Here is a 13,902-nt window from a genome sequence, read left to right as displayed (position 1 = left end):
GTTTTTTTTAGAAACGCTCAAACTGAGAGAAGAAGAAGTTTCCTTCAATAGCTGCATTTTCATCAGAATCGGAACCGTGTACGGTGTTCGCTTCAATAGACTTGGCATATTTATTACGAATTGTGCCGGCATCAGCTTTAGTAGGATCAGTAGCACCAATCAGTTTACGGAAATCTTCCACTGCATTGTCTTTTTCAAGAATAGCCGCTACGATAGGGCCTGAAGTCATAAAAGTTACGAGATCATTATAAAAAGGACGTCCTTTATGCACGGCATAGAATTCGCCTGCATTCTCTGCAGTTAATTTAGTGTATTTTAATGCGATAATTTTAAAGCCCCCTTTAGTGATATCATTCAGAATAGCACCAATATGGTCGTTTGCAACGCCATCTGGCTTAATCATGGTAAATGTTCTGTTTGTTGCCATTGTGTTTTTAAGTTGCTGTAAAAATATAATTTAATTTGTAGCAAAAGAAGCATTTGACGAAAAAGAGAGTGAGGTATGCGCGAAGATATGAAATAATTGCATTTTGTTAGATCAAGGTTTTTAATAGCTTTGCAATTCTTTTTATAAATGATGTTAGAGTTAAACACCCTTAAAGAATTGTTAGCGCTACCCAGGCGTATTGTTATTACCACTCATCACAAGCCTGATGGCGATGCAATGGGTTCATCTTTGGGTCTTTATAATTATTTGATCCAAAAGGGACATCATGTAAAGGTTATTACCCCATCTGACTACCCCGTTTTCCTTCAATGGATGCCCAATAATACAGAAGTCCTTATTTATCCCCAGCAAACAGAACAATCCAATACGTTTATAGCAGAGGCAGAACTTGTGTTTTGTCTGGATTTCAATGCATTGAACAGAATCCATGAAATGGGCGTTCAGATACAGGAATCACCGGCTAAAAAAGTGATGATTGATCATCACCTGGAACCGCAGGATTTTGATGACTACCGGTATTGGTCGATTAATGCTTGTTCTACTGCACAGCTTGTTTACGAGTTTATTATCCAGGTGATGGAAGAGCCTGACTTGATCAATAAGGACGTGGCTACCTGTTTGTATACTGGTATTATGACAGATTCGGGATCTTTCCGGTTTCCGACTACCACACCAAGGGTACATATTATTGTTGCAGACCTGATTACACGGGGTGCAGAAAACTGGAAAATTCATCAGTTGGTATACGATAACTTCTCTGAAAGCCGTTTACGTTTTCTAGGTTACTGTTTACTTAATAAGCTTGTTGTGCTTCCTGAGTATAAGGCTGCATACTTTTCAGTGTCTGCAGAAGAGCTGAAGCGGTTTACAATTACAACAGGCGATTCGGAAGGATTGGTTAATTATGCATTAACCATAAATGGCATCAGGCTGGCTGCTCTTATTATCGAGCGTCCGGATACTGTAAAGCTATCCCTTAGATCAACAGGTGATTTTCCTGCCAACGAAATCTGTAAAAAATATTTCAAAGGAGGAGGTCATAGAAATGCGGCAGGAGGACAATCTGATCTGTCACTGGATGACACCGTCTTGAAATTTAAAGAAATTCTAATTGAATATAAAAGTTTATTAATACAGTAACTACAAAAAACAAAATGAACAAGAGCTTAATTATGTTGGGAATTGCAGCGTTAGCGTTTACTAGCTGCAAACAGTTTAAAAAAGGTGAAGGCGATATGCAGTACATTATCCATGAGGATAAAGATGGTGCTACTATCAAGGAAGGTGACTTTATCGCTTTACATGCCATTCAAAAAACTGAAGAAGATTCTACTTTATCTAATTCGTATGACTATGACAGGCCTATGTTTGTCGCAGAACAAAAATCTTCTTTCAAAGGAGATATCTATGCTGCATTAGCGATGTTAAGTGAAGGCGATAGTGCAACTTTCAAAATAAATCTGGATTCTTTGCAGGCAAAAATGAACATGCCAAAGCCAGCAAACACAAAAGGAAAGTACATGGTCTTTACATTTAAGATTGACAAAGTAATTCCAAAAGGTACATTAACAGATAGTTTATTCCAGGGTAAAGTAGACCAATTTTTAAAGGCAGAAGTTGCTAAGGCTAAAAGTCAGGAAGCCGGTAAGATCAGCAGATTTATTGCCGCTAATGATTTGAAACCTACAGTAACTGCTACAGGTTTAAATTATATCGTTGAAAAAGAAGGTAATGGTATAAAACCAGCAATTGGTGATACCGTTAAGTTAGATTATACAGGTAGTTTCCTAACAGGAAAGGTATTTGATACCAGTATTCAGGCTGTAGCTAAAAAAGAACCAGGTTTATTTAATGCAATGCGTCCTTATCAACCTATGAAGGTTCCTGCAGGCGTACATGCTACAATTCCAGGTTTCGATGAAGGCTTGATGTTATTATCAAAAGGAAGTAAGGTTAAATTTATTATCCCTTCTAGTTTAGCTTATGGCGAACAAGGAAGTCAGATTATTCCTCCTTTCATGCCATTAGTATTTGAAATGGAAGTGTTGGAAATTATCAAACCTAAGCCAGGTTCTCCAGCTCCGGTAACAGCTCCAGCTCCAGTTGGTGCTCAGGGTAAAAAGTAAAACTTATTTCTTATATTAAAATATAACGAACATCCGGCTGATGCATATTCAGCCGGATGTTTACTTTTAGATCACATATGAAAACTGTAAATTTAATCATCGCATTGCTGATGGTGTTGAGTGTTCCCATTTTTGGACAAGTTAAGCCCGATTTAAAGCAATTGCCCAATGGTGTTCAATATCAAATCTATACAAAGGGAACAGCAGCCAGAGTAAAATTAAATGATGTTATTACCTTTAATTTTACTCAGAAAACGGATAAGGACTCTGTTTTATTTAGCTCATTTGCAGCAGGGAAACCGGTTACAATAGCAATAGAGCCATCCAAAAGTATTTCCGATTTGATGTATTTCTTTCCCATGCTTGGATTAAAAGATAGTGCATTGGTAAAAATACCTAGTGATTCTTTATTTAAAGACGGCCAGATGGAACGTCCTTCTTTCTTTCCTCCAGGAAGTACACTTCAGTTTGTATTGAAAATTGAAAATGTTCAGTCCATGGAAGAAGCAATGGCTGAACGTCAAAAAATGATGGATATCCAGACTAAAATGGCTGATTCATTAAAAACAAATGAACTGCATATTGCAGATGCTTTTGTAACAGCAAATAAGTTAGTAGTCAAACAAACACCTTCAGGTTTAAGATATTTAATCCTGACTCCCTCTATGAAACTGAAACCTACTGCAGGCGATACAGTAGAAGTAAATTATATTGGGAGGACATTAAATGGTAAAATCTTTGATTCCAGTATTGAGGCAGAAGCGAAAAAGGCCGGATTGGAACAACCAGGTCGTAATTATGAACCTATTAGTTTTGTAGTTGGGCAGGGAGAAGTAATTCCAGGATGGGATGAGGCGCTATTGATGATGAATGAGGGTTCAAAAGGACGCTTTTTAATTCCTTCTGAACTTGCTTACGGACCTAAGGGTGCAGGACAGGATATTCCTCCATTTAGTACACTTGATTTCCAAGTAGAGCTAGTGAAAGTTAAACCGGCTAAAAAAGCTGTAGTCCCTAAAATACCTGCAGTTATAGTGAAAAAACCAGTGGCAGTTAAGAAAGTAGCACCGAAGACAAAACCTACTGTTAAAAAGAAGGTTGTGACTTCAAAGACAAAATAAGCTGTCATCTTGTCATTGTAAGCAAATTCATTTATGTCTGCTAATTACTTTTCTCTATGTCAAACAGTTTAATTATAAGCTTGGCATAAGCATTGATAAGTAAGAAGTAGTTATTGATTTAAGAAATAATAAAGAAGAATATAATATGTCAAAGATTATTGGTATCGACTTAGGAACAACAAACTCTTGCGTTGCCGTAATGGAAGGTAATGAGCCCGTAGTTATAGCCAACAGCGAGGGAAAACGCACAACTCCATCTATTGTTGCGTTTGTTGAAAACGGAGAACGTAAAGTAGGAGATCCTGCAAAACGTCAGGCAATTACAAATCCAACAAAAACGATCTACTCCATCAAGCGTTTCATGGGAAACAGCTTTAATGAAGTTACGAAAGAAGCATCACGTGTGCCTTACACTGTACTGAAAGGTGATAACAACACACCACGTGTTGATATCGACGGTCGTAAATACACTCCTCAGGAAATTTCAGCAATGATTCTTCAGAAAATGAAGAAAACAGCAGAAGATTTCTTGGGCCACGAAGTAACAGAAGCGGTTATTACAGTTCCTGCTTATTTCAATGATGCTCAACGTCAGGCTACTAAAGAAGCTGGAGAAATTGCAGGTTTAACGGTTAAAAGAATTATAAATGAACCCACTGCAGCTGCATTAGCTTATGGTTTGGACAAAGCACATAGAGATATGAAAATTGCTGTGTTCGACTGTGGTGGTGGTACACATGACGTTTCGATCCTTGAATTAGGTGATGGCGTGTTTGAAGTTAAGTCAACTGATGGTGATACTCACCTAGGTGGTGATGACTTTGACCATGTAATCATTGACTGGTTAACTACAGAATTTAAGGCAGAGAATGGAATGGACCTTGCAAAAGATCCTATGGCTCTTCAACGTCTAAAGGAAGCTGCTGAAAAAGCGAAGATTGAATTATCTAGCTCTACTCAAACTGAGATCAACCTTCCTTATATCACTGCAGATCAAAATGGACCTAAGCACCTTGTACGGACTTTAAGCCGTGCTAAGTTTGAGCAATTGGCTGACAGTTTGATCAAACGTACTATTGAGCCTTGTCGTTCAGCTTTGAAAAACGCTGGATTGACTATTGCAGACATTGACGAAGTGATTCTAGTAGGTGGTTCTACTCGTATTCCTGCTATTCAGGATGCAGTGAAAGCATTCTTTGGTAAAGAACCTTCTAAAGGTGTTAACCCGGATGAAGTTGTAGCTATTGGTGCAGCTATTCAGGGTGGTGTATTAACAGGAGAGGTGAAAGATGTATTGCTTCTTGATGTTACTCCACTTTCTTTAGGTATCGAAACTATGGGTAGTGTAATGACTAAATTAATCGAGTCTAACACCACTATTCCAAGTAAAAAATCTGAAACTTTCTCTACTGCTTCAGACAATCAACCATCAGTAGAAATTCATATTCTGCAGGGTGAACGTCCTATGGCAAACCAGAATCGTACTATTGGACGTTTCCACTTAGATGGACTTCCACCAGCACCTCGTGGTATACCTCAAATTGAAGTAACTTTTGATATTGATGCAAATGGTATCTTACATGTATCTGCTAAGGATAAAGCAACAGGTAAGGAACAGAAAATTCGTATTGAAGCTTCTTCCGGTTTAACAGAAGATGAAATTAAGAAGATGAAGCTGGAAGCAGAAGAAAATGCTGATTCCGATAAGAAAGCTAGGGAAGAAATCGACAAGCTTAATGCTGCTGATGCACTTATATTCTCAACTGAAAAACAGTTAAAAGAATATGGTGATAAAATCCCTGCTGAGAAAAAGGCTCCAATTGAAAGTGCTTTCACTAAGTTGAAAGATGCTTATGCAGCTAAAAGCTTTGCTGATATTGATGTAGCTCAGGCAGAATTGCAAGAGGCTTGGAATGTAGCTTCTGAAGATATGTACAAGGGAACGCAAGATGCAGGTGCTCAGGGTACTCCTAATGCAGGACCTGATGCTGCTAATGGAAATGCAGCCGGCAATGGTGACACAGTTACTGATGTTGACTTCGAAGAAGTAAAATAATTAAGTAATTTTTAATTTAAAAAGCCGTTTCAGTTTTCTGAAGCGGCTTTTTGTTGTTGTAATAAACGATATTTGCAGTAATGACCTTTACGGATACACATACACACCTCTATTATGAGACGGACACTGAGAATCGTAAATTGCTAATGGAGCGATGTTTCTCTAATGATGTTACCCGGCTTTTTCTTCCTAATGTTGATTTGGAGACGGTTCCATTAGTTATAGCACTGACAAATGCATACCCTGAAAACTGCTTTCCCATGTTGGGGCTTCATCCTTGCGATGTTAAGGACGATTATATAAAAGAACTTCAAGCAATTCAAAATGTAAATTTACCTTCCATAGTTGCCATAGGTGAAATAGGAATTGACCTCCATTGGGATAAAACAACGCTGGCTTCTCAACAGGATGCATTTATTAAGCAGATTAGATGGGCAAAAGAGTTGGATCTTCCTATTGTGATACATTGTAGAGAAGCTTTCAATGAGGTGTATGAAATACTGGTTGCAGAAAAAAATCTTAAATTAAGAGGCATATTTCATTGTTTTTCCGGAACTCTGGAACAAGCACAACGTATAATAGCGTTAGGCTTTTATTTAGGCATTGGCGGGGTGGTTACCTATAAAAATGCTGGGTTAGATAAAATACTTGTTGATATTGATATAGAAAATATAGTGTTGGAGACTGATTCCCCGTACTTAACTCCAGTACCTTATAGGGGGAAACCTAATGAAAGTAGCTATTTACCCTATATTGCTGCAAGGGTTGCAGTAATAAAAAATTTACGGATAGATGAGGTCGCAGATCTTACCACTAAAAATTCTAAACTAATATTTGGTGTCTGAGAGTTGCATTCCTTTTCTATCTTTATCAAAAATAACAGAGCTGAGTTAAAATGACAAAGGTACTCATCATTTATACCGGAGGAACCATAGGCATGGTACATGATAGGGTCACGGGTACATTGATGCCTCTTGACTTTAACCTGATTACCGAAAATGTTCCAGAACTTAAGCGCCTGAATTATGAAATAACAGTTTATTCATTCCCTGAAATAATAGATTCCTCTAATATGACACCGGATGTATGGATTGAACTGGCGGAAATTATTGAAAAGAACTATGCTATTTATGATGGCTTTGTAGTGCTACATGGCACGGATACTATGGCATTTACAGCATCTGCGTTAAGCTTTATGTTGGAAGGCTTAAACAAGCCTGTGATTTTTACAGGGGCACAACTACCGATAGGAGAGATTAGAACTGATGCAAAGGAAAATTTAATAACTGCACTTGAAATTGCATCTGCCAAGCAGAATGGTAAAGCCAGGGTGCCTGAAGTATGCATATACTTTGATTTTCAGCTTTTTAGAGGAAATAGGGCATTTAAGTATAATTCTGCTAAGTTCGAAGCTTTCCGGTCTCCTAATTATCCGGTGCTTGCTGAAGCAGGTGTGCACTTAAGATTCAATGATTCAAGCATCAGAAAATGTGATGATTGTATTTTTAAAGTGCATAAAAAGCTGAATAATTCTATTGCTGTACTAAAATTATATCCGGGAATAAGTGCTGAAACGGTTAAAGCAATTGTAAATTCGGAGGCTAATGCTATTATTTTAGAGAGTTTTGGTGCAGGTAACACCTCTACTGAAGAGTGGTTCCTGAACTGTCTGCAGACTGCGCTTAATAAGGGTAAGGTCATCTTAGATATATCGCAGTGTAAGGTAGGTACAGTAGAATTGGGAAGATATGAAACCAGTCGCCCATTAAAAGATATGGGAGTAGCGAGTGGCTTTGATATGAGCTATGAGGCTGCTGTAACCAAGCTGATGTTCCTGTTAGGAAGAGGCTATACCGTCGATCGTATTTCCCATTTACTGGAAACTAATTTGCGCGGAGAGTTAAGCAAATCTTCTCCTGTAGCGACAAAAACAGTTTTTTAATATTTATTTTCCAAAGGGTAGTATCTTGCGACATAAATTCTTAGTTTTGCATTCCCATAAAGGATAGGTGTCTGAGTGGCCGAAAGAGCACGCTTGGAAAGCGTGTATACCTCAAAAGGGTATCGAGGGTTCGAATCCCTCCCTCTCCGCTGGTAATAGTTAAAACCCGTTGATTTTCAACGGGTTTTATTGTTTTAAATTCTTTAGGGGAATGATTAGGGGAGTGAATTACAAGTTGTATGATCAAATGGGCTCTAATATCTAAAACTTATTCCATGCAAACTTCATCAATTAGGATTGTTGCCGAAAGTCATTGGATTCTATTCAACAATTAATATTCTTTTAAGACTCTAAATGTTTCTTTTTATTCACTCACTTGGCTTCGATATCTAGGTAGGGAATTAAGATATGAACTTCAATTCTACGATTGGGAATCTTTATGGCAACAAGTCCTCATATCTACAGTCGAGTATTTTTGTTAATTTGACTACCATATTAAGATTATACTTTGCTCGATCCTTTAAGCTTTCCACATGGCCTAGTTCATTCTTGGCGGTATTCCCTGCAAAGTATCCAGCGGAGAAAACGCTATCAAAACCCAGTTTAATGTACTTTAATTGCTGTTTTTTGTTGAAATATTCTTGCAAATATCTCTTGAAATACGTATTTTTAAGTAATGAAACAAGGGGAAAAAGCTGCTCAAAATGAGAAATCAGAGTTATTATAAAAATTGGATATCCTGCGTGAGCAAGCTAAAAAGGCTTCCCTTCAGGAACAGGAAAATCAGCACCTGAAAAAAGAACTCCATAAAGAGAGAAGAATAACCAACTCCTGGATGAGCGGAATAATGACCTGGCCCTGAAATGGGAAAACAGCGAAAGGGAAATAGAAAAGCTCAAGTTTCTACTGTTTGAAGCCAATTACCAGATCACCCAGTGGAAGAAGCGTTTCTTTGGAAGTACCCAGGAACGTTTTGTTCCTTCTTATGCTGATCAGCTGGTGTTGGACCTTGAATTACAGTCCCTTACCCCGGATACGGTTACTAGGGAAAGGAATCCAATTAAAGGGAAATTCGGACAGGCAAAAACCGCTTACGGTTTGGACAATATCAAGGCCCGCTTGAAAGAGACCAGCGAATCCTGGATTGCCTGCATCTTTATGGTGCTTAACCTGGTCAAGTTGGCCTGGGAGTTATACTTTTGGCTAAAAATCAAAAACATGAACAGGCATTTTTCAGCAATGATCGAGATTCATGCAAAACGATTAGTAAAAATAATGGCTGGTGTATCAAGTATACACCAGCCATTATTTTTGAAAGTCAAAATTATACCGTTGATTTAGTCTTTTGAGTTTTTCAGCAGACCCTAACTAGATGAACCCCTCTTTACTAAAACCGAAGGAATTACAATTTTGTTATCCGAAATATTATAGTCCTTTTTTTCTATTCTTTTAAAAAGTAAATCAGCAGCAGTTTTGCCTATTTCAAATGCAGGTTGCGAAATGGTAGATAGAGGAGGATTTAATATAGGGGCATAATCTAAAGTAGAAAAAATCAGAACTTTTAATTCAGTTGGTATAGATAAGCGTATTTCATAACTAATCGTGTAAATTATTTTTATCAGTTTTTCTACTGAGGCAACTATGCCATCTGGTCTGTGTATACCTGTTAACAGATTTTGAACCTGATTATATTGTTCAAGTTCGTTTCCATTACATATAAAAATAGGATCATATTTGAATTCAAAGTTCATCTCTTGCAAAGCAACTTTAAATCCTTCGGCTCTTTTTGTACAAATCCCTAAACTTGAGGAAATAGATAAAAAAATAGGCTTTTCACATCCAATAGCTATAAGATGTGAGGCCGCAAGATAACCAGATTCAAAGTCGTTTGTGGTAACACTTGCTATGTCGAGCCCTTCAAACTCTCTATCAAAAAAAACGATAGGTATGTTTTCTTCCTGAAGTTTTAGTAAATGATCTGGATTGGTAGTTTCACTGGCAATAGATATTAAAACCCCATCCACTCGTCCACTAGTACACTCAGAAACGATTGCTATTTCATTGGCGAATTTTTCGTGAGAAAGATAAATAAGAACATGATACCCTTTTTTTTCAGCGATAGACTGAATACCATTAATGGCTAAGGAGAAGAAACTATCGGTAATTTCGGGAAGTATAACTGCAATTGTTTTGCTTTTTTTGTTTCTTAAACTACTTGCATACGGGTTCAAAGTATAATTAAGTCGTAAAGCAGCTTCGCGAACTCTACTTTTCATCTGTTCACTAATTTCATAACTATCATTTAGTGCTTTAGAAACAGTAGCAATCGATACATTTAGCTCTTTTGCAAGCACTTTCATATTTACTTTTATCATTCTTAAGATCCTCTGTTGAGTATTTATTTGAAGTGATTGGTTTTAATTTTCAAAAGTCGAAATCAAATATAAAACCTTTGGGAAAAATATCATTTGAAAATTTCAAAGCTACAATTTCTAAAGGGGGTTCTAATAACCTATCATAATTCATAAGTACAAAAAAACGATTATAAATGATTAAATTTCTTCTATAAACCTTTATGTACAAGACATTTTCTATCGGGTTATCCTAGTCACATCTCGTTTTGTACGAATTTCCTCTGCAAGCTTAGCTTAAGTCTGTGTGCTTTGAGATAACTTGGTCATTTTAGAAGGAGGGTTGTTAGCCAACATAAATTTAACCGACCTTTACGGAGCTTATCTTGCTGTTTACTGTCATTTCCAGTACGCTAAATTTGCCCAATTCTTTTTCATAATACTTCTTTCTTGTCAGCAGTTATTCATGCGTAATTACAGGTTGTTTGTTAATGTCGTAGGGCTGCCTGTATTTGAGTATGTTCCACACTACAGTGAGCTGTTTGCTTGCCATGGCAATCAGTGCCTTTTCTTTCCTTTACGATAGCTAGTTGATTGTATTTGTTGTAGTAGCTACTGGTTTTTGTCCGGCTGCTTGCCCAGACGATTTGTACGATAATCCTTCGTAAATATTTGGTGCCTTTGGTGATGGTCTTGTTTTTTATTTACCTGCGCTTTCGTCGTTTCGGGGGCACATTCCAGCCCAATTGCTCAATTTGTTACTAGTTTCAAAGGCAGCCATATCAGCTCCTGTTTCTGCGATTAGTTGCATGGCTGACTGGTCATCTTTACCCGTCATGCTTTTGAGCAGTTTTCATTTCTTTAGCGTAGTGTTAGTTGCATATGGCTAACATTTGGTTTTGCAACTCTTCTGCTTGTTTGTAATAAAGACGGTATTGTTCTAATTGCTGACTTAGCAAAAAACGGTGTTCTGGTAATATGAACCCCTCCAGGCTTTGGGCGACCAAATCATCTTTGCGGTTTTTTGTCCCAAGTACTTTTTCAAGTAACTTATTAATCTCTGTTTCTCCTTTGATGATCAGTTCTATAATGTTTAACACCGTTTTACTCTCAATCATGGATACCATGCTGTGATGCTTTACTGCCGTTAACATATTCCCTGCAATAGGCCCACAGGGTGCGGATCTGCTGGCACGGGATCAGACTGCTTTTAAGCATATGGACTTGATTTTTATCCAGTCGGTGTATTCATGAAATTATTATGTATTTTTAGGTATGAAAAAACGGGAAAGAACTCTCTTTGATTTTTATGGGATCATCAGGATAAATTAGGTAATTATAAAGACCCTTTAAAAACACTTGATGAGCATATTGATTGGGAGGGATTTCGTGAATTAATCAAGAGTGGTTTTTCTGTAATAGATTACAATTGAGGGGCCGCCCACCTTATGATAAACTGATGCTGTTTAAGATCTTGGTACTACAGAGCTTGTACGGTTTATTGATGCCCAGACTGAGTTTCAGATCGTAGACCGTCTGACTTTCATGCATTTTTTAGGTTTAGGAATGAATGACCAGATCCTGACCAGAACACTATTCATAATTTTATAGAAGCATTGATTATTAACAATGTACTTGATTCCCGGTTTGCAGCCTTTAACAACAGGCTGGAAAAAGAAGGCATGTATACTAAAAAAGGAAGTATGGTAGATGCCAGCTTTCTCACTGCTCCCAGGCAACGTAACAGCAGGGAAGAAAACGAGCAACTGAAAGAGGGCGATCTTCCGGAATACTGGAGCTTAAACAAGATGCGTCATAAGGATACCGATGCGGACTAGACCAAGAAGAACAATCAGGTCTGTTTCGGCTATAAGAATCATGTGAAGGTTGATATTGGCTCTAAACTGATCACCAGTTTTCAGACCAGTTCTGCCAGTGTGCACGATAGCGAGATTCTGCAGGATCTGTTAAATGAAGAAGATAGGGAAAAACCCTTATATGCGGACTTGCATACCGGAGCGATAAACAAGAAGCCATTCTAAAGGACCGGGGAATTAAAAGCGAGATCCATGAGCGGGCTTACCGCAATACACCATTGAGCCAGAAGCAAAAGCTGCACAGGGAGAAGTCAAAAGTAAGGGCCAGTTGAAACATGTATTTGCCTGGATGCACAGACAAGGTCATGAGTTAAAGGTGATGACCATTGGTATAGAGCGCGCAACAGCAAAGATTACATTGATGAATATGGTCTACAATATGGCCCGAGCAATTTACATTATTCAATCCGGTAGGCGAAGTGTGTCCATACTATAAAAAATGGCAAAAATGAAGATGCTAAATGCCTTTTTGTGATTATGCTCAAGATTTAGTATATAATTCATTTTAAAATAATTTATGTACTAAATGAGAAATATTTTAAAAAAAATGGGGGTATTAGCCCCCCTTAAACGGTTTCGTAAATAAACCTTTACCCTTTTCTATAATTGCTAAAAATTAAACAGACATTTATAGGGTCATTTATTAAACCGAAACCATTTTAAACCTAATTAATAATCATAAAAAAGAAATTATTATGAAAGAAAGGGATTCAAATCTTAAAAAGGAGGAGAAAAATCCATTAAAAAACCTTGATGAATGGGAAGAAAATATTCTGAAAAGGTATCCCAGTTCGGATATAACGAATAAACCAAAAGAAACGTTTAGAAATTACAACGACGCACAGGTTAAAGAAAATGTCAAGGAATTTTACCGCCTTAACCATAAACACCAAACGTATGATTTTGTAACTCAAAAAAGAGAGGATTATTTAAAGTTTGATAAAAAAGAGATGCCTATATGGCAAGCCTTTGATTTTCTAAACCAGTTGGTGGATGACTCAGACCCTGATACAGATATGGATCAGTTACAACATCTGCTACAAACTTCTGAAGCAATAAGAAAAGATAACCACCCAGACTGGATGATACTGACAGGTTTGATGCATGATATGGGGAAAGTTCTATGTTTATTTGGCGAGCCACAATGGGCCGTTGTGGGGGATACTTTCCCAGTAGGTTGTGCTTATTCTAAAAAGATAGTTTATTCTGATTTTTTTAAAGATAATTCTGACTATAACAATCCGAAATTTAACTCGAAATATGGAGTTTACGATAAAGGTTGTGGTTTAAGAAACATAAACATGTCTTGGGGGCATGATGAATATATTTATCAAATGCTAAAAAATCATCTTCCTGAAGAAGGTTTATATATGCTGAGGTATCATTCTTTTTATGCTTGGCACCGTGAAGGAGAATATAATTATTTTTTAGACGATCATGATAGAAAAATGTTGCCATGGGTTCATCTTTTTAATCCTTATGATTTATATTCTAAAAGTCCAACACCTCCTATGGTAGAAGAATTAAAACCCTACTATGAAGCACTCATTAAAAAATATTTGCCAGAAACACTTAAATTTTAAAAACAAGTTTAATTATTAAATGCATGAAAGTATACTATTTAAAATTCTTATCCTCAAAAAAAGCAAGTTCACTATTAGCTATTGTACTATTGCTTCCGATACTCTTGTTTGCGCAGAGTAAGGCTGCAAAAACTGTTACTGGAAAAGTAATAGATACTAAGGGAAATACCGTAATTGGAGCTACTGTTAAAATTAAGGAGGGTTCTGGTACAACACTTACAGATGTACAAGGAGCTTACTCAATACAAGCTAAAGAGGGAGATATTCTAATTTTTAGTTCTATTGGCTATACCACTGCAGAAGTGACAATCAACCAAGCTTCTGTTTACAATGTAAAATTAGAAGAATCTATTGCCAATTTAGAGGATGTGGTGGTAATTGGTTATGGCAAAGGTAGC

16 protein-coding genes, 1 tRNA gene and 1 pseudogene are annotated in these 13,902 nt (G+C 37.2%); 14 read left to right on the top strand and 4 right to left on the bottom strand.

Annotated features, from left to right (window positions below):
* Nucleotides 1–7: 7 nt before the first annotated feature.
* On the bottom strand, nucleotides 8–427 hold the full coding sequence (locus ADIARSV_RS19185; RefSeq protein ID WP_016197335.1) for a nucleoside-diphosphate kinase: 420 nt from the start codon (nucleotides 425–427) through the stop codon (nucleotides 8–10).
* A gap of 150 nt (nucleotides 428–577) precedes the next feature.
* Between ADIARSV_RS19185 and ADIARSV_RS19180 the strand changes: the two genes are divergently transcribed.
* The 9 genes from ADIARSV_RS19180 (at nucleotide 578) to ADIARSV_RS23270 (ending at nucleotide 9,034) form a co-directional block, all read left to right on the top strand.
* A complete protein-coding gene (locus ADIARSV_RS19180; RefSeq protein WP_016197334.1) occupies nucleotides 578–1,588 on the top strand; it encodes a DHH family phosphoesterase in 1,011 nt (336 codons plus the stop codon).
* Nucleotides 1,589–1,602: 14 nt separating this feature from the next.
* Nucleotides 1,603–2,574 carry an FKBP-type peptidyl-prolyl cis-trans isomerase gene (locus ADIARSV_RS19175; RefSeq protein WP_040300710.1) on the top strand — a complete coding sequence of 324 codons (972 nt, stop codon included), beginning with the start codon at nucleotides 1,603–1,605 and terminating at the stop codon, nucleotides 2,572–2,574.
* A gap of 77 nt (nucleotides 2,575–2,651) precedes the next feature.
* On the top strand, nucleotides 2,652–3,695 hold the full coding sequence (locus ADIARSV_RS19170) for an FKBP-type peptidyl-prolyl cis-trans isomerase (protein ID WP_040300709.1): 1,044 nt from the start codon (nucleotides 2,652–2,654) through the stop codon (nucleotides 3,693–3,695).
* Between the two features lie 145 nt (nucleotides 3,696–3,840).
* The gene (gene dnaK / locus ADIARSV_RS19165) at nucleotides 3,841–5,751 is read left to right on the top strand and encodes a molecular chaperone DnaK (protein ID WP_016197329.1); all 1,911 of its coding nucleotides are present in this window, start codon (nucleotides 3,841–3,843) and stop codon (nucleotides 5,749–5,751) included.
* 80 nt (nucleotides 5,752–5,831) lie between these two features.
* A complete protein-coding gene (locus tag ADIARSV_RS19160; protein WP_016197328.1) occupies nucleotides 5,832–6,596 on the top strand; it encodes a TatD family hydrolase in 765 nt (254 codons plus the stop codon).
* A 50-nt stretch (nucleotides 6,597–6,646) separates the two neighbouring features.
* Complete coding sequence (locus ADIARSV_RS19155; RefSeq protein WP_016197327.1) at nucleotides 6,647–7,693, top strand: asparaginase; 1,047 nt, start codon at nucleotides 6,647–6,649, stop codon at nucleotides 7,691–7,693.
* Between the two features lie 61 nt (nucleotides 7,694–7,754).
* Nucleotides 7,755–7,842 (top strand) — tRNA-Ser (locus ADIARSV_RS19150).
* Nucleotides 7,843–8,423: 581 nt separating this feature from the next.
* Nucleotides 8,424–8,555 (top strand): hypothetical protein, encoded by a 132-nt coding sequence (locus ADIARSV_RS22955; RefSeq protein WP_016197326.1) that lies wholly within the window; start codon nucleotides 8,424–8,426, stop codon nucleotides 8,553–8,555.
* 140 nt (nucleotides 8,556–8,695) lie between these two features.
* Complete coding sequence (locus tag ADIARSV_RS23270; protein WP_016197325.1) at nucleotides 8,696–9,034, top strand: transposase; 339 nt, start codon at nucleotides 8,696–8,698, stop codon at nucleotides 9,032–9,034.
* Between the two features lie 23 nt (nucleotides 9,035–9,057).
* Here ADIARSV_RS23270 and ADIARSV_RS19135 read toward each other — a convergent pair whose 3' ends face one another.
* The 3 genes from ADIARSV_RS19135 to ADIARSV_RS19130 form a co-directional block, all read right to left on the bottom strand.
* Nucleotides 9,058–10,053: a LacI family DNA-binding transcriptional regulator gene (locus ADIARSV_RS19135; RefSeq protein WP_016197324.1), complete on the bottom strand. Its 996-nt coding sequence runs from the start codon at nucleotides 10,051–10,053 to the stop codon at nucleotides 9,058–9,060.
* A 691-nt stretch (nucleotides 10,054–10,744) separates the two neighbouring features.
* Nucleotides 10,745–10,894 carry a transposase gene (locus ADIARSV_RS21340; protein WP_316929521.1) on the bottom strand — a complete coding sequence of 50 codons (150 nt, stop codon included), beginning with the start codon at nucleotides 10,892–10,894 and terminating at the stop codon, nucleotides 10,745–10,747.
* Nucleotides 10,895–10,916: 22 nt separating this feature from the next.
* Entirely contained in the window at nucleotides 10,917–11,198 is a 282-nt protein-coding gene (locus tag ADIARSV_RS19130; protein WP_040300705.1) for a hypothetical protein, read from the bottom strand.
* 275 nt (nucleotides 11,199–11,473) lie between these two features.
* On the opposite strand from ADIARSV_RS19130, the gene ADIARSV_RS23265 reads away from it, so the two are divergent.
* From ADIARSV_RS23265 to ADIARSV_RS19115, 5 genes and pseudogenes are all read left to right on the top strand, one after another.
* Nucleotides 11,474–11,575, top strand: a complete 102-nt coding sequence (locus ADIARSV_RS23265; RefSeq protein ID WP_394331157.1) for a transposase — start codon at nucleotides 11,474–11,476, stop codon at nucleotides 11,573–11,575.
* 85 nt (nucleotides 11,576–11,660) lie between these two features.
* On the top strand, nucleotides 11,661–11,882 hold the full coding sequence (locus tag ADIARSV_RS20860; protein WP_016197321.1) for a hypothetical protein: 222 nt from the start codon (nucleotides 11,661–11,663) through the stop codon (nucleotides 11,880–11,882).
* A 15-nt stretch (nucleotides 11,883–11,897) separates the two neighbouring features.
* Nucleotides 11,898–12,086, top strand: a pseudogene (locus ADIARSV_RS21335) (transposase); the annotation flags it as partial.
* 530 nt (nucleotides 12,087–12,616) lie between these two features.
* Nucleotides 12,617–13,504, top strand: a complete 888-nt coding sequence (locus ADIARSV_RS19120; protein WP_016197318.1) for an inositol oxygenase family protein — start codon at nucleotides 12,617–12,619, stop codon at nucleotides 13,502–13,504.
* Nucleotides 13,505–13,527: 23 nt separating this feature from the next.
* The coding region (locus ADIARSV_RS19115) for a carboxypeptidase-like regulatory domain-containing protein (RefSeq protein ID WP_040300704.1) at nucleotides 13,528–13,902 on the top strand (375 nt) is incomplete at its 3' end.

The sequence above is a fragment of the Arcticibacter svalbardensis MN12-7 genome (assembly GCF_000403135.1).
Lineage (GTDB): Bacteria > Bacteroidota > Bacteroidia > Sphingobacteriales > Sphingobacteriaceae > Arcticibacter > Arcticibacter svalbardensis.
This window is presented reverse-complemented; position numbering and strand designations above follow the sequence as displayed.

Excerpts from the sequence above, each read along its gene's own strand:
- ADIARSV_RS19185 (WP_016197335.1), bottom strand. The coding sequence starts at position 427 with ATGGCAACAAACAGAACATTTACCATGATTAAGCCAGATGGCGTTGCA.
- ADIARSV_RS19180 (WP_016197334.1), top strand. The coding sequence starts at position 578 with ATGTTAGAGTTAAACACCCTTAAAGAATTGTTAGCGCTACCCAGGCGT.
- ADIARSV_RS19175 (WP_040300710.1), top strand. The coding sequence starts at position 1,603 with ATGAACAAGAGCTTAATTATGTTGGGAATTGCAGCGTTAGCGTTTACT.
- ADIARSV_RS19170 (WP_040300709.1), top strand. The coding sequence starts at position 2,652 with ATGAAAACTGTAAATTTAATCATCGCATTGCTGATGGTGTTGAGTGTT.
- dnaK (WP_016197329.1), top strand. The coding sequence starts at position 3,841 with ATGTCAAAGATTATTGGTATCGACTTAGGAACAACAAACTCTTGCGTT.
- ADIARSV_RS19160 (WP_016197328.1), top strand. The coding sequence starts at position 5,832 with ATGACCTTTACGGATACACATACACACCTCTATTATGAGACGGACACT.
- ADIARSV_RS19155 (WP_016197327.1), top strand. The coding sequence starts at position 6,647 with ATGACAAAGGTACTCATCATTTATACCGGAGGAACCATAGGCATGGTA.
- ADIARSV_RS19135 (WP_016197324.1), bottom strand. The coding sequence starts at position 10,053 with ATGAAAGTGCTTGCAAAAGAGCTAAATGTATCGATTGCTACTGTTTCT.
- ADIARSV_RS19130 (WP_040300705.1), bottom strand. The coding sequence starts at position 11,198 with ATGTTAACGGCAGTAAAGCATCACAGCATGGTATCCATGATTGAGAGT.
- ADIARSV_RS19120 (WP_016197318.1), top strand. The coding sequence starts at position 12,617 with ATGAAAGAAAGGGATTCAAATCTTAAAAAGGAGGAGAAAAATCCATTA.